Source organism: Bacillus sp. FSL L8-0199 (assembly GCF_038005705.1).
Classification (GTDB): Bacteria; Bacillota; Bacilli; order Bacillales; family Bacillaceae_G; genus Bacillus_A; species Bacillus_A cereus.
On record NZ_JBBOTS010000001.1, the window covers coordinates 5,161,013 to 5,181,448 of the forward strand.

Consider the following 20,436-nt stretch of genomic DNA (forward strand, 5'->3'; position numbering starts at 1 on the left):
ATACATTTTAAAAATCGCTGATATATTTTCAGTTGCGCCGATATATCTCAATAATCGCTGATATATTTTAACTTGCGCCAATATATCTCAATAATCGCCCATATAAATTTCATTTACTATCTTACTGCCCAATAATTTATAGACTCCTCTCATAATAGTTATTTCACTATTCGTGACACTTGTCCTTTAGCTTGAAAAACACATATTCACTTCATCTCGTTATACGTCTAGTTCTTCTTATTTTTTGCTGAATATACTACCAATATAAACTTGAGACAAGCTACATCTGTTTAAGGGAAAATAGAAAGGTAGGCAAAATATGAGCATTGAAATATGGATTACTATTATTGTATTCTTCTTAACAATGATTGTTATCTTTTGGCGGCCTAGAGGTTTAAATGAGGCGTGGCCAGCAGCAATCGGAGCTGGTATCATCATAATTACTGGACTTGTATCAAAACCAGACATCATGGATATTATAAGTAAAATTGGCGGTGCTTCCATAACAATATTAGCAACTATTGTTATGGCAGTTATATTAGAAAGCTTCGGTTTCTTCCATTGGTCCGCAGCGAAACTAGCAAATTTAGCAAAGGGTTCTGGGCGCCGCTTATACTGGTATATTCAATTATTATGTTTTCTTATGACTCTTTTATTTAATAACGACGGTAGTATTTTAATTACAACTCCAATTTTAATTCTTCTTCTAAAAAACCTTCAATTAAAACCACATCAACAAATTCCTTATTTATTAAGTGGTGCTTTAATCGCTACGGCATCTAGTGCACCAATTGGTGTAAGTAATATCGTAAATTTAATCGCATTAAACATCGTCCATATGACTCTTTATATGCATACTGCTATGATGTTTGTACCTGCAACATTAGGCTTATTATTTATGTCATGGCTCATGTATACAGTTTTGAAGAAAAAACTTCCAAAAAAATTACCTGTTTCTTCATATGATATTGAAGAAATTTTCTTCACGAAAAACTTCCATCCACTAAAAGGAAATAATTCTGTTGATACGAAACAAAAACGGACAAGATTCATGTTAAAAGTATTAGGTTTCGTCTTCCTTATGCGCTGTCTTCTATTCGTTGCATCCTTCTTATCCATCCCAATTGAAATCGTTGCGGTACTTGGTTCACTCGTTCTGCTCATTTGGAGATGGTACTACTTACGAACAAATCCTGTCGACATTTTGAAAAAGACACCGTGGCACATTTTAATTTTCGCCTTCTCTATGTACGTCATTATTTACGGACTACACAACGCAGGATTAACAGCTGCACTTGTACAATGGCTCGAGCCATTTGTGAATCAGCATCTACTCTATGCTAGCTTTGCGATGGGCGGACTTGTATCCATCCTCTCTAACGTCTTCAATAACCATCCTGCCCTTATGATTGGTACAATCACATTAACAGAAATGGGACTAGATCCAGTCACATTAAAAACTATCTATCTTGCAAACATCATTGGTAGTGACATCGGTTCACTATTACTACCAATTGGCACGCTAGCTTCACTCATTTGGATGTATATTCTGAAACAAAACAAAATTAAAGTAAAATGGAAAGACTATTTAAGTGTATCCCTTATCGTTATCCCGCTCACAACAGTCGTCACACTATTCCTCTTATTCTACTGGGTACATCTCTTCTTCGCCTTATAAACAACAGAAGCCCCATTTGCTACCGTCTTAGCAAATGGGGCTTCTTCTATAATAAAGTTAGGTACTACAGTGTGATCAATCAAGTAAAGAGGTGTAACATGTTATTGATATAAATGACTACCAGCTTCTTTAAATTCTTCTGCTTTCTCTTTCATTCCTTTTTCAATTGCTTCTGTCGTTTCTAAATCATTTTCTTTTGCATATTCACGAATATCATGTGAAATTCTCATACTACAAAACTTCGGTCCACACATTGAACAGAAGTGAGCTGTCTTTGCCCCTTCTGCAGGCAACGTTTCATCATGATATTCCATCGCACGTTCAGGATCTAAAGATAAATTAAATTGATCGCGCCAACGGAATTCGAAGCGTGCTTTTGAAAGTGCATCATCACGCTGATGAGCCGTTTTATGTCCTTTCGCAAGATCAGCCGCATGCGCTGCAATTTTGTACGTAATAACACCCGTGCGTACATCATCTTTGTTTGGCAAACCTAAATGTTCTTTCGGCGTTACATAACAAAGCATCGCTGTTCCAAACCAGCCAATCATCGCAGCTCCAATTGCAGATGTAATATGGTCATAACCTGGTGCAATATCTGTCGTTAGTGGCCCAAGTGTGTAAAACGGCGCGCCCTGACAAATATCAAGCTCTTTCTCCATATTCTCTTTAATTAAGTGCATCGGTACGTGTCCAGGTCCTTCAATCATAACTTGCACATCATGTTTCCAAGCAATTTTGGTTAATTCACCAAGTGTTTCAAGCTCAGAAAACTGTGCTTCGTCATTGGCATCTGCAATAGACCCTGGACGTAATCCATCTCCAAGAGAGAACGAAACATCGTACTGCTTCATAATTTCACAAATCTCTTCAAAGTGAGTATATAGGAAGTTTTCTTTATGATGGAATAGACACCACTGCGCCATAATCGAACCACCGCGCGAAACGATACCTGTCGTACGCTTTGCCGTGATTGGAATGTAACGAAGCAATACACCAGCGTGAATCGTAAAGTAATCAACGCCTTGCTCCGCCTGCTCAATTAACGTATCACGATATACTTCCCACGTTAAATCTTCTGCAATTCCGTTTACTTTTTCCAGCGCTTGATAGATCGGTACAGTTCCAACTGGTACCGGCGCGTTACGAATAATCCACTCCCGCGTCGTATGAATATTTTTACCTGTAGATAAATCCATAATCGTATCTGCACCCCAGCGCGTTGCCCATGTCATCTTCTCTACTTCTTCTGCAATCGAAGAAGATACAGCTGAGTTTCCGATATTGGCGTTTACCTTCACATGGAAATTACGCCCGATGATCATCGGTTCAGCTTCTGGATGATTAATATTCGCTGGTAAAATAGCGCGACCTTCTGCAATTTCCTTACGAACAAACTCCGGCTCTACCCCTTCACGAATCGCAACGTATTCCATCTCAGACGTAATAATGCCATTACGTGCATAGTGCATTTGCGTAACGTTTGCACCTTGCTTTGCTCTAAGCGGCTGGCGATCCATTTGCGGGAAAACAGGTGTATGCTTCGAAGCTACTTTCACACCGTCATCCTCTGGTTTCACCTCGCGCCCTTCGTATGCTTCTACATCACCACGCCCCATAATCCAAGAGTGGCGCGGCGTTGGAATTCCTTTTTCCAACTCGACCTTATACGCAGGATCTGTATAAGGACCGCTCGTATCATACACACGGATTGGTGGATTTGGGACGCCATTCGTTTCACTTTGTTCAATCTCACGCATCGGCACTTTCATACCTTCTCGTGGTCCATCCACATATACTTTCTTACTCCCTGGTAAACTAGATTTCAATTCAATTTGCTCAGCTGAAACAGATTGTTTCATAATTTTTGTTGCCCCCCTGTTCGTGACAAGGACGAGATATGGCCAGCGCATGCCAAAATAAAAAGAGCCAGGTCCATAAAAAAATAAGGACCTGGCTCATAAAGACATCATTATGTAAAGCCGTTAACTTCCCTACGCTGGTACGAGCCAGATCAGGTCCAAAGGGTTAAGAAGTTCACGCGCTTCTCTCTCAGCCTACGCATACGTTAGGCACCCCTAGTTTATCACTGATTTAATTTTCAATACTTTCCCATCATACACCATAATCTGAAAAATTCAAAGTTTATTTCTTTTGTTTTTTACGGAATCATCCACGTTATACGATGCTTTTAAACAGTTTTAACAGGAGACAACATCTTTACCCCTTATTGCTACAGGAGTCTTGGCGTTCAATACCCTTTCTAAACTGTTCCATTTAGTTACTTTATTCCATGAGAATTTACCAACTAAGGGATTAGCAACTACCACAATAAATTCAATCCATACAAGAGTTAAAATGCTATTCAAAAAGGCTTGTGAATGGGATGGGGATTTATCAAGAAGAACCCTATGGATGGCTCAAAATTAAAAGGAAAGAAACAAGAGATACAGCCTTACGATCAAAAGGAAATCATTAAGATTTTGGCTTTAACGGAGCAAAAAAAAGAAATGAATAAGATGCTATTCCAATTAGCTATCGTTACTGGCATGCGTAGGGGCGAGCTATTAGGCTTAGAATGGGGACATCTTAATTTTGATAATGATATGATTCATATCCAACAAACAGTTGGCAGAGCAGGCAAAGAGATACTATTAAAAGAGCCTAAAAAGAGCAAATCAAAAAGAACTATTTCTATCCTTCCTGCTTTTACAGTCAAATTAAAACAATATAAAAAGTACTTGGCTAAAAAACGTATTGCCTGTGGTGATCTGTAGGAAGGTGAAGAACATTTCTTCTTATTCTCAACATGGACTGGTAAACCACTTACTCCTGAAAAAGCTAGCAGTAGGTGGCATTATTTCCCCCAAAAACATGGATTACGCCATATTAAATTACACGGGCTACGTTTCACTCATGCTACCTATTTATTAACGCAAGACGAAAATTTAAAAGTCATATCAGAACGTTTAGGACATAGCGATATACAGACAATCATGAATATATACGCTCATGTATTAGAAGAAGCAAGTAAAAAAACAAGCAGCCATTTTGAAACGCTACTTGCTCAAAGGATATCTTGATTATCCGTAACTGTAGGTATTGTAGGTAAGAAAACAGTCATAAGAATACATTTTATTAGATAAGAAAGAGCATCACAGCCTAAAAGCCAACTTATTTTATCTCTGTTTTCAAAGTATAGTTCTCTAACAATTTATAGTAATGCTCTTCTTTCGAACGCCAAAAAACATTACTTTTCTTTTTATAATATAAAATCCATTTCCGTAATAATAATGGTTTTTTATTTAATTTATCTCCCTCAGCTTTTATATCTTTAAATACCGAAATCCAATAACCAAAATTATATTTTCCATCTTGATAAAGGGTTGGTGGTTGAATATTTTTAATGGAGATAATAAATACATTGTTACTCGCATAAAGATTTATACATTTTTTATTAGGATCATATTTAGTAACAAGGTTAATCTCCTTAATAATATTTAATAAATTTCTCCACTGCTCTTTAAATTGCTCTTTCTCTTCCTCTAATCTTCCATTTAATTTATGGACTGTAGTTATTTTAGCCCCAATATAATCTATATTCAAAACTTTTGCTATAACACTTCTATGTGTTCCCTGCATCGAAACATAATAACTATCGAAATCCTGATAGTAATCAAAGATAATATCTGATTCCTTTTTTATAAATTCCTTAAACTCTTCAATCCCATATCTCTGAACACTTTCTAAATTCTGTCGTATTCTATTCAAACTATATAATTGTTCTAGCCAACTCCCTTCTCTTCGTTTAGAGTTATCAACCCCTTTAAGCTTTTCTAACGGAATCATTGCATATTCACTTTCAGAATATGAATCAAACCATCTTGCTAAAGGCACTTTTCCAACACTTGTATCCCTCATTCTTTGCAGATGCGCATCCTCAATAAACTGAAGCAAAAAATCCGTTGTAAGTACATCTATTTTCTTCGTCCTGATTGGAATAACTGTCTCTTTTGGTAATTCCTTAGATTTTAAAGGTGGCATCTCCCTAACACTTTTAGACGTAACTTCTCTTAGTTTTTCTTCATATGACGGCTGCTTCTTGTTTTCTTCACTCCATTCTGGATAGTTAATTACCTTTTCGTTATCTGCTTTATCCTTTTGTAACGGCAGATTTTTCGTCTCTTTAAATTGAGAAACTTGCTCTGCACTATATTCTTTTACTTTATATTTAATATCAATATCTCTTACATTTAACAAAATGATTCTTTTATCTTCATAATAATCAACGATATTCCCTTTTATAAGAGCCAGTTTTCGATTTCCATCTGTCTTTTTATCGATCCATTTCAGTAAACTTTTTAATGTCATTTGAAATCTCTTTTTTCCATTCCCATTATAAATCAGCATAATACGTATTTGATCTGGTTTATTTTTATAGAACGGGTAAGCAAACCCATACCCTTTTTGCTCTAATTTCTCTAAGTCATTTTTATCTAAAAAACCTTCAACTATAAATGTATGATTAGGCCTTTTTTCCCATAACAATTGATAGCTTTCTCTTTTATATAGTTTATTAGTAACATATAATTGCCTTAATACGTTTCTAATGATTAAATCATCTTTACTATGCAGTAATTCAATAAGTTCACTAATAGTTCTAATATATTCATTTCTAACTCCGGGAACCTTCCTTGTAATAATTTTCTCTGGAACTGCTAAAACTTGATTCTTTGCAGATTCTTTCTTTTCTTTCGATTTTATTACTTTAGTCTGTTTGCTGCCAAACATATCTCGTTCATCTATATCCACTACTAACTTTTTGTCTTTGGGGACATCCCTAAATCGCTCTCTAACTGGAATAGTCTTCAAAATATATGAGCAGTCGATACAGTGTCCCTCTCGCCCTTCTCCCTCAGGCATCAAATTAAAAAAACGATTATCTGGTCCTCTGTTTACCACCTTGACTTCAGCTTTACAACCAGATTTAAGATGATTTTCACAATATAAAGTATACCCTTTAATATATCCTTGATCTCGTATAGTAATGGCCTCATCAGGTTCTATGTATCTTACGGTATCTCCATGTGAATAAATTGCTCTCTGCATTGACTCTGTACTTCTGGCCATTTTAACACCTCGCCTATATTTTTTCAGTTCTACCACTTCTATAATTCAATTTTACTATAGATGATAAAAGTAAAAATTAAAAAATCAGACATTTTAATCATATATAAACCTAAAGATATAATATATTTCAGTAACAAGTACCACTTCTTGTTAAAAGCACTATGCGTTACATAGTTGCATATATAAAATTTCTACTAAGTAATAACTGTTTCTATTTTTTATACAAATAAAAAAGCTCAAAATTATTAAAGGTGATCCACCGTCTATTTCACTTACCCTGTCAAGACAAGCTATCTTCAATTTTAGAAGAAAGACTTTCTTTAATAAATTGAGCTTTATAAACAACATTGTTCAATTATTTTATTTAAAAATTATCTTTCTTTTTCTGCCCTAAAAACCACTTCCAAAAAAATTCCTTATTTACATCTGCCCCATAAGTGGTGTTTCATCATTTTAAACCCTACGTTATACAACAGTAAAATCCCTATATAACTACATTTATGCTTATTCTCATTTCTATAATAGACATTACGGTATCATCCAAGTTAAATAATATGCCTGAACATAAGTCATAATCCCCACAATTATGACGAAGAACAAGCTATGTTTCACTGTAAAACGGAACAAATCCGATTCTTTTCCGGCAAGACCAACTGCTGCACAAGCGATCGCAATCGACTGCGGGGAAATCATTTTCCCTGTTACACCGCCTGTTGTATTTGCTGCAACGAGAAGCACTTCAGATACGCCGACTTGCTGCGCTGTAATGGCTTGTAAATTTGAGAACAGTGCATTCGCAGACGTATCAGACCCTGTTAGGAATACGCCAATCCAGCCTAAGAATGGTGAGAAGAACGGGAATAGTCCGCCAGTTCCGGCTAATGCTAACGCTAACGTAGAAGATAGACCAGAATAGTTTGCGATAAATGCAAACCCTAGTACAAATCCGATAGATAGAATTGGCATTTTTAATTCGCTTAACGTTTCTTTAAATGTCACTGCTGCATCTTTTACATTCATTTTCAAAATAAACATAGAAATGATACAAGCAATTAAAATCGCTGTTCCAGTTGCCGATAATACATCAAACTTCAGAATTGCCTCGTAAGGCGTTGGTTTATTTACAATTGGCTCTGCTTTCATTACTAGATTATGCAGACCTGGAATTTCAAACTTAAATACAAGACTTTCTAAAGCCCCTCCTGGAGTGAATAATGCCTTAAAGAAACTTTGGCTCCAAATGACTACCATAACCGTTAATACGATAAATGGGGACCATGCCTTCACTACTTTTCCAAACGTTAATTTTGGCATCGATGCTACTGTCGTTGTTGCTGCTACTTCACTATTTGCTTGCCCAGATTGATAAGTTTCTTTCGGCTGCCAAACTTTTAAGAACAGCGCTAAACTAATTAAACTTACAAGTGCCGATGTAATATCCGGAAGTTCCGGTCCTAAAAATGTCGCTGTAATGAACTGCGTAATCGCAAATGAACTACCCGCTACAAGTAACGCAGGCCACGTTTGTCTTATCCCTTTAAATCCATCCATTAAAAATACGATAAAGAATGGAACAAATAATGATAGGAACGGTAATTGATGCCCAGCCATTTGTCCAATTTTATGTGGATCAATACCTGTTACTTGTCCAGCAACTGTAATCGGAATTCCCATCGCTCCGAACGCCACTGGTGCAGTATTTGCAATCAAACAAAGACCTGCTGCGTATAAAGGATTTAACCCAAGACCCGCAAGAAGCGCTGCTGTAATCGCTACTGGTGCCCCAAATCCTGCCGCTCCTTCTAAAAATGCTCCAAATGAAAATCCAATTAAAATAACGAGTAGACGATGATCGTTCGTAATCGATAATACCGATGCACGAATCACATCAAATTGACCTGTTTTTACAGAAATTTTATATAAAAATACGGACATAATGATAATCCAAGCAATTGGCCATAACCCGTACAAAAAACCGTATCCGGTTGCTGCCATTGCCATCGTGAACGGCATTTTATAAGCGAATAACGCTACTAAAACTGTAAGTACAACTGTAATAAATCCTGCCACATACCCCTTCATGCGGAAAACTGCTAAAGCTAAGAAAAAAAAGATAATCGGAATAAGTGCGACCGCTGCCGAAATCCAAATGTTTCCGAATGGATCATAAACTTGTGTCCATGTGTTCATTGTTCTCTCCCCCTAAAGAATCCCCTTTTAAATAGAATAACCTCATCAATAGACTATCAGGTCATCATACCTTTAAGCCTAAAATAAAAAAACGTTTAAGAAAACGTTTCCAACAACTTTCATTTATACTGTACCATAACAATTTCTATTAAAAAAGATTTTTTTGAAAATTTTATTATTTAACAGAAAATCTTACAAAATCGTCACGTTCTTGTAATGTTCATCGATAGGAAGTTTGCCAAAATTATTGCATAATAATAGTATAACAACAGAAATTATTCATGAGGTGATATATATGAACGGAAATAAAATATTAGCTGCGTTATCATACTTTAGTGTACTATTTGCCCCTATCTTATTCCCTATTATCGTTTGGATCGTGGGAGACGCTGAAACAAAACCACATGCAAAACGTGCTCTATGGACACACATCATTCCAAGTATCGCTACATTCATTGGCGTAACTATTCTAGGAATTATGGGTCTTGGATCTGATCAACCAGATGTAACACTTGGAATTGGATCAATGATTGTCTTAGCTATTTGCGGAATCATCAGCTTATACTACTTCATCTGGAACATTGTAAAAGGAATTAAAGTGCTGAAAGCTTAATTTTAAACAAATGTTTGTTTAAAAAGGGCCCCTTGCAATTTGCAAGGGGCCCTTTTCCTAATTCGTTCACTTTATCTTCTGCGTTTCTTCTTTTTTCTCATCATTTTCTTTCGGCGCGTATTCACTTTATCCGCTATAATGTGGAGCGTACTCGCCACAACAATTCCCATTAAGAACGTTACAATTTCAACCTCATGCTTCTTCGCAATTTCTATTAAATTACCATCCAGTGCGATTACATTTAATAGTAATAAAAATGGAGAAAAGACGATTAACATGTACGCAATACGAATTACATCACCAAGTATAATCGTATGTGTAAAGAAAGATCGATGCGGCATTACTTTCTTATAAGGATACCAAAATATACGTAAGAAACCCCATTTGTTATAAGCATTACTGTACGTATCTAAATCTGGTGTTAAAAATGAAGTACCTACTAAAAAACCAATCGCAAAAGTTAATAAAAAATCAAAATTTGTTAATCCATACGAAAAGAGCAAAAACAAAACAACCGGAAGGGATATTAAGTTTATTTTCGTATGCGTTCTTCCTGATGGCATAATGCACTTCCTCGCTTACGTTCGTCCTGTCACCTTATGACAGGTTTCACCTATTGACCTAATTTCTGATCGATAAATGTTGTGTCTATATCCGAACCAAACCATTCTGCCAACTTCACTCGTGCCTTATCTTTCACATCTTCATTGACGTATAACGACACCTGTATTAGTGCGGCCGTTAACGCCCCCAAATCATCCGTATAGCCAATTCCAGCAATGAAATCTGGAATCGCATCAATCGGTGCAATAAAATAAGCAAGTGCTCCAATTACAATAATTTTCACTCGTTTTGGAACATCGGGTCTTTGCAAAACGTAAAACAGTAATAAACTTGCATAAATGACCGATTGCCCTGCTTGCTTTGCAACATGTTTTACTTTCTTCCAAAACGCTTCAACTGAAAATTTTTGTTTCATGTAAAAAGCCTCCCTATTTTTAAAAAGAAATAAGCTACAATATGTTATCAGTAAAAGTTCATGGAAATTACACAAAACCTATCAATGAACTTTTATTGTAACAAACAAACTAAAAAAGAACAAGTGTTCGTTAATTTTCACACTATTTCCTTCATATAATAGATTTCTAGATAACCCTTATCCATATTCATTTCTTATTTCTCAACAAAGAAAATTTTCACTTCCACTTAACATTCTGCTCTACCTTTGTTATATTTTCTAGTTGACGGACATATAAACGAATGTTAAAGTTTTCTCTGGTAGTGACAAATCTTATACAAAAAATGTAAAATGTTATAGTGTTTCTCAGAAATGAATTTTGTTGTATAATACAGAAATGACGTTATGCTTATGAGCAACAAAAGAAACCAAAAGGGTATGCATAGTTATAGTCGTATATGGGTGAATATAGAACCTTTAATTATGGCCAAGAAAACTATGTATTTTTTATTTTAACATTTTTCGCTCCAAAATCGACCAAGCCTGATAGAGAAAGGGTGGAAATGAATGAAAGAAACCTTGAAATCACAATTTCAAAATGTGCGTTTCACTGTATTCGTAGCTTTAGCCTTATGGCTGAAAACTTACCTTATTACACGCACAAGCTTTGATTTAAAACTTGAATCTTTCATGCAAGAATTCATTTTATTCCTTAGCCCATTAGCAGCATCATTACTGCTTGTTGGTCTTGCATTATTTGCAAAAGGGAAAAAACGTAACTATATAGCACTTGGAATTAATTTTGTCTTAACAATCGTTCTTGTTGGTAACGTAATGTTCTACGGATTCTACAATGACTTCGTTACATTACCGGTGCTAGGACAAACATCTAACTTCGGAAGTTTAGGTTCTAGTGTGAAAGAATTATTTAACTACAAAATTATCCTTGCATTTGCAGACATTATCATATTCTTCGTTCTGTTGAAGAAAATGAAAAACTTTGCACCTACAGAGCGTGTAGCACGCCCGATGCGTTCCCTATACTTCGTATCAACAGTTGCTATCTTCTTCGCAAACTTAGGACTTGCAGAAGCTGAACGCCCAGAACTATTAACACGTTCATTCGACCGCGTTATGCTTGTTAAAAACTTAGGATTATATGTACACCAAGTATACGATCTTGGCTTACAAGCAAAATCAAGTTCACAAAAAGCGTTCGCTGACGGTAGTAAATTACAAGAAACAGAAAACTACGTAAAAACAACACAAAGTAAACCAGATCCAAATATGTTCGGTACTGCAAAAGGGAAAAACGTAATTGTTGTCTCTCTTGAGTCATTACAAACATTCTTAATTGGTGCAACAGTTAACGGACAAGAAGTTACACCATTCTTAAACCAATTTACGAAAGAAAGTTATTACTTTGATAACTTCTTCCATCAAACTGGTCAAGGTAAAACATCTGATGCTGAATTCCTAGTAGATACTTCGTTATATCCACTAGACCGCGGTGCTGTATTCTTTACACACGGTAACAATGAATATACAGCAACTCCAGAAATTTTACGTCAGCAAGGGTATCACACGTCGGTATTCCACGCAAACAACGCAACATTCTGGAACCGTAACATTATGTATCCAGCACTTGGTTATGATCGTTACTACAACGAGCTTGATTACAAGATTACGCCAGAAACAAAATTAAATTGGGGATTAAAAGATATCGAATACTTCGATCAATCTATTGATATGTTAAAACAAGTGAAGCAACCATTCTATACTCGCTTCCTTACTTTAACGAATCATTACCCATTCACTTACGATGACAGTACAAAATTAATCGACGAATATAATTCTGGTGATGGAGTATTTGACCGTTACATGGTAACTGCTCGTTACTTAGACGAAGCAATGAAACACTTTATTGAGCGTCTAAAAGCAGAAGGTATTTACGACAACTCAGTAATCGTATTCTACGGTGACCACTACGGTATTTCTGAAAACCATAACCGTGCAATGGCACAGTTCTTAGGAAAAGAAGAAATCACTGCATTTGACCATATGAACTTACAAAAAACACCGATGTTTATTCACGTTCCAGGTCAAAAAGAAGGTAAAACAATTTCGAAACCAACTGGTGAAATTGACATTAAACCAACTATTCTAAACTTACTTGGTGTAGATTCTACAAATGACGTTCGATTCGGTCATGATGTATTCTCACCTGATAATAAAGGATTTGTTGTTCTTCGTGACGGTAGCTTCGTTACAGATAAATACATGTACACAAACAGTACATTCTATGACCGTGCTACTGGCGAAGTTGTACAATTACCGAAAGAAGAATCCCAACCACTAATTGATCGTGCCCAAAATGAATTGAACATGTCTGATAAAATCATTGAAGGTGACTTACTTCGCTTCTCTGAAAGTAATAAGATCAAAACTGGTGAAGTAAAAACAGTTATTAAAGAAGAAAAGAAGAGCGCTGAGTAATCTCAGCCTCTTTTTTATTTTCTTCCATACAACTACTTATATTCATTAACTTTAAAATTACATAACCTTTACCAAATATTCACATAGTGTTAATGAAGAATCTCTATAATAAAATATGTAAACGAGGTTCTACATATTTCTTATCTCTCATCTTTCGTAAGATCCCTTAAAGAAATGTGTAAATCTTTTGTTTCTACTTTCTTATAATTGTCTTTCAACTTGTTTTGTTTCCATACACAAAGCATTCAACGAGACAATGTCCCTATGAAAGATAGCTACCCTCCTTGTGCAGCATTCCATAAGAATGTTGCTTTTTTTTATTTAAAAGCAGGATTCTCATTTCTTATTTTCGAATTTGTATATACAAAATGCTGTAAAGTGAAACTTTAATCAGCCCTCACCAATCGGGCATTTACGGGCAGTAATTCGCCCACTTCACTTCTTTGCTCTACCCGAATTTGTAAGTAGGGGCTTTACTGCCGTTAATGCGGGGTAAATCATCCTTATTTCTCTATGATTTACAAATACATATACGGTCATATGTAGAGAATTGCTCACATAAAAATTACTATAGTGATTTTTATCTCGCATGAATGAAAGTTTCACGTTACTTACGTACTTACGAAAGGATGGGACGGAAATTGGCATACGAAAAATTTGTACTTTGGAATGATGAAGTTATTGATACAACAAAACAACAAACGTACATAGAACTTGAAGAGAGAGGTTCGCAGTTCGGAGATGGTGTCTATGAGGTTATTCGCCTATATAAAGGGAACTTTCATTTATTAGATCCGCACATAACGAGATTATATCGATCCATGGAAGAAGTAGAATTATCGCTCCCTTTCTCAAAAGCTGAGCTCATCACTTTACTTTACAAATTAATTGAACGAAACCATTTCCACGAAGATGGCATCATTTATTTGCAAGTATCTCGTGGTGTACAAGCTCGCACACATGTATTTTCATATGACAACCCTCCGACAATTTATGCCTATATTACAAAAAAAGAACGACCAGCTTTATGGATTGAATATGGTATACGCGCTATATCAGAACCCGATACTCGCTGGCTACGCTGTGACATTAAATCATTAAATTTATTACCAAACGTACTAGCTGCTACGAAAGCTGAACGGAAAGGCTGTAAAGAGGCACTTCTCGTAAGGAACGGTATTGTAACGGAAGGAAGCCATTCCAACTTCTTTTTAATTAAAAACGGAACGCTTTACACACATCCAGCCAATCACCTTATTTTAAATGGCATTATTCGTCAATATGTCCTTTCTTTAGCGAATACTCTTCACATTCCTGTGCAGGAAGAACTTTTCAGCGTTCGTGACGTTTATCAAGCAGATGAATGCTTTTTTACAGGCACAACGATTGAAATTTTACCAATGACCCACCTTGATGGGACCGCGATTCAAGATGGGCAAGTTGGGCCTATCACCAAAAAACTGCAAAAATCTTTTAATCAAATCTTATTACAATCCAATATGGCATCTTCTTAAACACGAATAATTTCTGTCCTTTCATATTCAATATATGCATTTAAATGGAAATCAAGGTGTAATTTTATGCCTTGATTTTTTTCTTGTAATCTTTTTGTCATATTCAGATTCCTATATAAGTCTTGACAGTAATCGACATGCTCTTTAGAATTTTTAACAGTTGGTAAATATTTCTTCACTACATTACAGACAGAAAGGAATCGACAAATTATGAAAAAGTATCTTGCCGGTCTTGCGGCAGTGTCTGTAGCAGGAGGAGCAGCACCTACACTTGATAGTGTTCAAGCTGCACCTGAACAAAATACACAAAAAGCTGCTACAACTGTCCAAGCTTCTGCATCAAACAGCTCATCTTATAAGGTAAACGCGAGCGTATTACATGTTCGTGCGGGATCAAGCACTTCTCACGACATCATCTCACGCGTTTATAACGGTCAATCACTAAACGTGATTGGCGAAGAAAACGGTTGGTTCAAAATTAACATTAATGGACAAACAGGCTTTGTTAGTGGCGAATTTGTATCAAAAAGTGGCGCAGCAAACAACAATGTAAGTACAGGTGGAAACAATAAAGTTACCGCTGATGTATTACGTGTACGTACAGCTCCTAACACATCTAGTTCTGTTTCTGGGCGTGTATATGAAGGACAAACATTAAACGTAATTGGACAAGAAAATGGTTGGGTGAAAATTAACCATAATGGACAAGTAGGTTATGTAAGTGGCGAATTCGTATCTGGCGTTTCTTCTAATGCAGGTTCTTCAAACAACAATACGAATAATAACAACCAAGAAGTAAAACCAGCAAGCGGAAACTATACAGTAAATGTATCTTCCCTTCGCGTTCGTACAGGTCCTAGCACTTCTCATACAACTGTAGGTTCTGTCAAAAAAGGACAAGTAGTACAAGTTGTTGGCGAAGTTCAAGATTGGTTCAAAATCAATTACGCAGGACAAACTGCTTATGTAAGCAAAGACTACGTAACAAAAGGCGGTTCTAACGAAAACGTTACAGAAGGCAACAAACAAGAACAAAACAATAATAATGGAACTATTCAAACTGGTGGTTCTTACGTGGTTAACGCTACATCTCTACGTGTTCGTACAGGCCCTGCCGCTTACCATAGTGTAATTGGTGGCGTTTTAAATGGTACAACATTAAACGTAGTTGGATCTGAAAACGGTTGGTTTAAAGTAAATTACCAAGGAAAAACAGGCTTTGTTAGTAGCGAATTTGTGAAATTCGTTAAAGGTGGCACTACTACTCCTGAGCAACCAAAACAACCTGAAAAACCTAACCAAGGTGCAATTGGCGACTACTACATTAATGCTTCTGCACTAAATGTACGTAGCGGCGAAGGTACAAATTATAGAATCATAGGCGCACTTCCACAAGGACAGAAGGTTCAAGTAATCTCTGAAAACTCTGGATGGAGCAAAATTAACTACAACGGTCAAACTGGTTATATCGGAACACGTTACCTGTCTAAAACACCAGTTGGAGGCGCAGTAGATAATAAGCCTAACAATAACCAAAATAACAATCAAAACAATAACAACAATAATAATACAGGCAATAATAGCGGCGACAGTTCTTCCGTACTTGCATATGCAAAATCAATGCAAGGTGTACCGTACGTTTGGGGCGGAACTTCTGCTAACGGCGTAGACTGCAGTGGCTACATCTACCACGTATTTAAGAAATTTGGTCATAACATTAGCCGCCAAAGTGTTGCAGGATATTGGAGTAGCCTACCAAAAACTTCAAGTCCACAACCTGGTGACTTAATTTATTTCCAAAACACTTATAAATCTGGTCCTTCTCACATGGGTATTTACCTTGGGGGCGGATCATTTATCCAAGCTGGAGATAAAGGTGTCGCAATCGCTTCATTAAGTAACTCTTATTGGAAGAGCCACTTCTTAGGATACACGAAAGCACCTTAATTAATAGTTTCAAAGCCTTCTAGTTTACTAGAAGGCTTTTTTTGCTATGAGTTCAACATATTACTCCCTTTCTCCTACCTTCTCTCTACAAAAATAATGTATCCATTCTTCCATTTCATACACTTTATTCTACAAAAACAATGCATAACGTTATCATAATGTATATATTTTCATAAAAAACATAACCTATTTCATGTCTATTTATTTTATATGTGTTTTTTTGAAGAATTTTCTTTTTATTTAAACTTTTCATTAGACGTTTGACCTCCGATGTCCATTATGATAAGTTACTAAAGATGTTATATTCGCAAACGTATAGACAACTGGTTTATACACTGTTTTTACTATGAGGAAGGAGCATACACTGCATGAATCTTTTATGGGGAATTGGCGGCGTGATTGGAGTATTAGCAATTGCTTTCTTACTATCTTCCAACCGCAAAGCTATTAATTGGCGCACAATTTTAATTGCGCTAGCATTACAAATGTCATTTTCATTTATCGTATTACGATGGGACGCTGGTAAAGCAGGTTTAAAACACGCTGCTGACGGTGTTCAAGGATTAATTAATTTTTCTTACGAGGGAATTAAGTTCGTTACTGGGGATTTAGTCAACGCAAAGGGACCTTGGGGATTTGTATTCTTTATTCAAGCACTACTTCCAATCGTATTTATTAGTTCATTAGTAGCAATCTTATATTATTTCGGTATTATGCAGAAATTTGTTAGCATCGTTGGTGGTGCATTAAGTAAACTTCTTGGAACTTCTAAAGCAGAAAGCCTAAACTCAGTAACGACTGTATTTTTAGGACAAACTGAAGCTCCAATTTTAATTAAACCTTACTTAGCACGCTTAACAAATAGTGAATTCTTCACTATTATGGTAAGCGGTATGACAGCTGTTGCTGGATCCGTTCTTGTCGGTTATGCAGCAATGGGTATTCCGTTAGAGCACTTATTAGCAGCTGCAATTATGGCGGCTCCATCGAGCTTATTAATTGCGAAACTAATCATGCCAGAGACAGAAAAAGTAGATAATAACGTTGAACTTTCTACAGAACGTGAAGACGCAAATGTTATTGATGCAGCTGCACGCGGCGCATCTGAAGGTATGCAACTTGTTATTAACGTAGCAGCAATGTTAATGGCTTTCATCGCATTAATCGCTTTATTAAATGGATTATTAGGATGGGTTGGTTCTCTGTTCGATATTAAACTTAGCCTTGATTTAATCTTTGGTTACTTATTATCACCATTCGCAATCTTAATCGGGGTTTCTCCTGGTGAAGCGATACAAGCAGCAAGCTTTATCGGTCAAAAACTTGCAATCAACGAATTCGTTGCATACGCAAACTTAGGACCACACATGGCAGAGTTCTCTGACAAAACAAATCTAATTTTAACATTTGCAATCTGTGGATTTGCAAACTTCTCTTCTATCGCAATTCAATTAGGTGTAACAGGAACGTTAGCTCCTACTCGCCGTAAACAAATTGCACAATTAGGGATTAAAGCAGTTATCGCTGGTACATTAGCGAACTTCTTAAACGCAGCAGTTGCAGGTATGATGTTCCTATAAACTTATATAGAGTCTTCTCTTTCTACAAGAGGAGACTTTTTTCATGCAATCCAAACGTCTTTTATGTATCTATTAATCAATTTATCCTAAATATAAGTACATTATGATACAATAATGTTTAAGTCTTTTTATTTTTCTTATGAAAATAGAGATACTACTTGTTGTTGCCCTTCAAAAGAGTTTAACGACATAGTCAATTTCTTAATAATTGCGCATACTACAAGTATCTATTGATGAAATAGCTTTAAGGAGGAAAGTTTTGTGAAAGATAAGTTCTATAAAATCCTCTCTATGTGGATTTTACAAATTGTATTTTATTTTACTACTGTATATGTGACGAAATATGAGCATGCTCTCATTTTTACAATAATATACGTAATCGTAAATGTACTATTCTTATTTTTAGCTGACAAAACAGCATTTGTTTTCTTCATACTAGGAACCATTATTTCCGTATTTTATTTGTTCTATCAAGCATGGCTTCACTTATGGAGTACATCAGATCAATGGCAATATATGATTACCCACTTCCTGATGGCAGCTAACTTCTTCATTGTATATATAACAACTCACCTATTGAAAAAAGTGGTTCATGAAAATAAAGCTTTAACTGAGCGTGTGAGAACATTGGAACAATATATTGGAGAATCCAAATTACTAACAAGACAAGAATTTGAGAGACGCCAAGCGTTATTAACGACTGCAATGAATCGTCGTAATGAAACAGGCATTATTGTTTACTTTGATTTCACTTCCTTTAGTAAATATACAAAGGAAAGTGTTATGGACCGTGTAGCTTCTTTATTAGTTGAAACGGTAAGGAATGATTTTGACCTTGCTGCTGAATATGATAATAATACGCTAGTTATTTTATTACAAAACACAAATGAAGCTGGTGCTGACATTGTAATGAACCGCCTAAAACCAAAAATGGAGCAATGGCTTGCTGCTAAAGCAATCAAAGATATAAAAATTTCACGCGAGCAAATTGGAAACAAAGGACAGACACTGTTATGATGACTCTCGTTATACTTCTTTTATTCCTTCTGTTTTGCGTACTCGTTTTTTGGATTAGTATCACATTTTCAATTAAATATGTACTTATTTTTACGGCCTTTCTATTCTCTGGCTTACTCGTTTACTACTCTTTCTTAACAATCGCGGGCTTAATTCACCGAAATAGTAAACGAAAAGATCGTACGCTAGAACATTATCCGAGCGTCGATATTTTCATACCTGCCCATAATGAAGGCGTCGTTATTAAAGATACTTTAGAGGCGATGGCAAAGATTGAATATCCAGGAAAGCTAACTATTTATTTATTAAATGATAACTCTCAAGATGAAACACCTGAAATCGGCGATGATTTCGACAAAGCTTATGCTCATATTCGCCATATTCGTGTTCCTCCCGGTGAACCGAAGGGTAAATCACGTGTACTAAACTATGGGCTTAGTATTTCAGATGGTGAGTACTTCTGTGTTTACGATGCAGATAACCAACCTGAACCACACGCACTGCGAATGCTTGTAGAGCACGCTGAAACAACTGAAGATGCTGTTGGAGCTGTTGGACACGTTCGTACAGTAAACGAAAAAAGAAACTGGTTGACGCGAATGATTTCACTAGAATTCCAAATCTTCCAGCTCCTTATGCAATCTGGACGCTGGTTACTATTCCAAACGGGCTCGCTGACAGGAACAAACATGCTTCTTCGTCGCTCCGCACTAGAAGAGCTTGGTGGCTATGACCCTTACGCAATTGCAGAAGATGCTGAATTAACATTACGAATTACACAAAAAGGTTATCTCTTACCAATCGTCCCAGAATCAGTTACTTGGGAACAAGAACCAGAGCATTTAAAAATTCTTATTAAACAACGTACACGTTGGCTCCAAGGAAATTTATATATTTTAGAAAAAATGTTCTCATCATTAAGTTTCTTTAAAGGAAAGCTGCTTGTTCATTCCTTACAACAAGTTCTAGTGTATGTTGTATTTTGGCTATTCCTAATCATTTCGAACGTTTGGTTTGTAATTGGGCTGCTCGGGATATTCCAAATTCAATATAGCATTCCGCTACTATTTATGTGGTATGTCGCATATATTACATATGTTTCTCAATTATTTAGTGCCCAGAGTGTCGAACGAACCTTTACACCGACTAATATTTTTATTAGCGTTATTATGTACTTTACGTACGCACAGCTCTTTACGTACTTATTTATTCGTAGCTTAATCTTATACTTACGTGCAAAGAGCAAGAAACAAGTCATTGGCTGGGATAAAACAGTTCGATTCAAAAAAGATAAATAATAAAAATAAGCACAG

The 20,436-nt window shown here is 36.1% G+C and carries 13 protein-coding genes, 1 pseudogene and 1 riboswitch; of the genes and pseudogenes, 9 read left to right on the top strand and 5 right to left on the bottom strand.

All coding sequences use genetic code 11. The features are described from left to right. Positions 1–319: 319 nt before the first annotated feature. Positions 320–1,678, top strand: a complete 1,359-nt coding sequence (locus NST86_RS26795) for an arsenic transporter (RefSeq protein WP_000021119.1) — start codon at positions 320–322, stop codon at positions 1,676–1,678. A gap of 101 nt (positions 1,679–1,779) precedes the next feature. Here NST86_RS26795 and thiC read toward each other — a convergent pair whose 3' ends face one another. Further along, a complete protein-coding gene (gene thiC, locus NST86_RS26800; RefSeq protein ID WP_000814479.1) occupies positions 1,780–3,540 on the bottom strand; it encodes a phosphomethylpyrimidine synthase ThiC in 1,761 nt (586 codons plus the stop codon). Positions 3,541–3,652: 112 nt separating this feature from the next. Continuing rightward, positions 3,653–3,768, bottom strand: a riboswitch (TPP riboswitch). Positions 3,769–4,197: 429 nt separating this feature from the next. Between thiC and NST86_RS26805 the strand changes: the two are divergent. Continuing rightward, positions 4,198–4,761: pseudogene (locus NST86_RS26805) on the top strand (site-specific integrase). 91 nt (positions 4,762–4,852) lie between these two features. On the opposite strand, the gene NST86_RS26810 reads toward NST86_RS26805, so the two are convergent. Together NST86_RS26810 and lldP are read right to left on the bottom strand one after the other, a co-directional pair. After that, positions 4,853–6,808 carry a hypothetical protein gene (locus NST86_RS26810; protein ID WP_061664415.1) on the bottom strand — a complete coding sequence of 652 codons (1,956 nt, stop codon included), beginning with the start codon at positions 6,806–6,808 and terminating at the stop codon, positions 4,853–4,855. Positions 6,809–7,336: 528 nt separating this feature from the next. After that, positions 7,337–8,998: an L-lactate permease gene (gene lldP / locus NST86_RS26815; protein WP_227593292.1), complete on the bottom strand. Its 1,662-nt coding sequence runs from the start codon at positions 8,996–8,998 to the stop codon at positions 7,337–7,339. A gap of 295 nt (positions 8,999–9,293) precedes the next feature. Between lldP and NST86_RS26820 the strand changes: the two genes are divergently transcribed. Beyond that, positions 9,294–9,611, top strand: a complete 318-nt coding sequence (locus tag NST86_RS26820) for a DUF4870 domain-containing protein (protein WP_001014099.1) — start codon at positions 9,294–9,296, stop codon at positions 9,609–9,611. A gap of 71 nt (positions 9,612–9,682) precedes the next feature. Here NST86_RS26820 and NST86_RS26825 read toward each other — a convergent pair whose 3' ends face one another. Beyond that, positions 9,683–10,174 carry a metal-binding protein gene (locus NST86_RS26825; RefSeq protein ID WP_001139060.1) on the bottom strand — a complete coding sequence of 164 codons (492 nt, stop codon included), beginning with the start codon at positions 10,172–10,174 and terminating at the stop codon, positions 9,683–9,685. Positions 10,175–10,224: 50 nt separating this feature from the next. Continuing rightward, positions 10,225–10,590 (bottom strand): YkvA family protein, encoded by a 366-nt coding sequence (locus tag NST86_RS26830; protein WP_000810369.1) that lies wholly within the window; start codon positions 10,588–10,590, stop codon positions 10,225–10,227. A 546-nt stretch (positions 10,591–11,136) separates the two neighbouring features. Between NST86_RS26830 and NST86_RS26835 the strand changes: the two genes are divergently transcribed. The 6 genes from NST86_RS26835 to NST86_RS26860 all read left to right on the top strand — a co-directional run bounded on the left by NST86_RS26835 (position 11,137) and on the right by NST86_RS26860 (position 20,421). Further along, positions 11,137–13,065, top strand: coding sequence for an LTA synthase family protein (locus NST86_RS26835; RefSeq protein WP_000665350.1), 1,929 nt, complete (start codon positions 11,137–11,139; stop codon positions 13,063–13,065). A 629-nt stretch (positions 13,066–13,694) separates the two neighbouring features. Further along, positions 13,695–14,579, top strand: coding sequence for a D-amino-acid transaminase (locus NST86_RS26840; RefSeq protein ID WP_080119342.1), 885 nt, complete (start codon positions 13,695–13,697; stop codon positions 14,577–14,579). A 210-nt stretch (positions 14,580–14,789) separates the two neighbouring features. After that, entirely contained in the window at positions 14,790–16,526 is a 1,737-nt protein-coding gene (locus NST86_RS26845) for a C40 family peptidase (protein ID WP_000760292.1), read from the top strand. 368 nt (positions 16,527–16,894) lie between these two features. Beyond that, entirely contained in the window at positions 16,895–18,106 is a 1,212-nt protein-coding gene (locus NST86_RS26850; RefSeq protein WP_001051029.1) for a NupC/NupG family nucleoside CNT transporter, read from the top strand. A 261-nt stretch (positions 18,107–18,367) separates the two neighbouring features. Beyond that, a complete protein-coding gene (locus tag NST86_RS26855; protein WP_074624915.1) occupies positions 18,368–19,123 on the top strand; it encodes a diguanylate cyclase domain-containing protein in 756 nt (251 codons plus the stop codon). Continuing rightward, a complete protein-coding gene (locus NST86_RS26860; RefSeq protein WP_000988751.1) occupies positions 19,120–20,421 on the top strand; it encodes a glycosyltransferase family 2 protein in 1,302 nt (433 codons plus the stop codon). Before NST86_RS26855 ends, NST86_RS26860 begins: the two co-directional genes overlap by 4 nt. Positions 20,422–20,436: the final 15 nt, after the last annotated feature.

Excerpts from the sequence above, each read along its gene's own strand:
- NST86_RS26795 (WP_000021119.1), top strand. The coding sequence starts at position 320 with ATGAGCATTGAAATATGGATTACTATTATTGTATTCTTCTTAACAATG.
- thiC (WP_000814479.1), bottom strand. The coding sequence starts at position 3,540 with ATGAAACAATCTGTTTCAGCTGAGCAAATTGAATTGAAATCTAGTTTA.
- NST86_RS26810 (WP_061664415.1), bottom strand. The coding sequence starts at position 6,808 with ATGGCCAGAAGTACAGAGTCAATGCAGAGAGCAATTTATTCACATGGA.
- lldP (WP_227593292.1), bottom strand. The coding sequence starts at position 8,998 with ATGAACACATGGACACAAGTTTATGATCCATTCGGAAACATTTGGATT.
- NST86_RS26820 (WP_001014099.1), top strand. The coding sequence starts at position 9,294 with ATGAACGGAAATAAAATATTAGCTGCGTTATCATACTTTAGTGTACTA.
- NST86_RS26825 (WP_001139060.1), bottom strand. The coding sequence starts at position 10,174 with ATGCCATCAGGAAGAACGCATACGAAAATAAACTTAATATCCCTTCCG.
- NST86_RS26830 (WP_000810369.1), bottom strand. The coding sequence starts at position 10,590 with ATGAAACAAAAATTTTCAGTTGAAGCGTTTTGGAAGAAAGTAAAACAT.
- NST86_RS26835 (WP_000665350.1), top strand. The coding sequence starts at position 11,137 with ATGAAAGAAACCTTGAAATCACAATTTCAAAATGTGCGTTTCACTGTA.
- NST86_RS26840 (WP_080119342.1), top strand. The coding sequence starts at position 13,695 with ATGGGACGGAAATTGGCATACGAAAAATTTGTACTTTGGAATGATGAA.
- NST86_RS26845 (WP_000760292.1), top strand. The coding sequence starts at position 14,790 with ATGAAAAAGTATCTTGCCGGTCTTGCGGCAGTGTCTGTAGCAGGAGGA.
- NST86_RS26850 (WP_001051029.1), top strand. The coding sequence starts at position 16,895 with ATGAATCTTTTATGGGGAATTGGCGGCGTGATTGGAGTATTAGCAATT.
- NST86_RS26860 (WP_000988751.1), top strand. The coding sequence starts at position 19,120 with ATGATGACTCTCGTTATACTTCTTTTATTCCTTCTGTTTTGCGTACTC.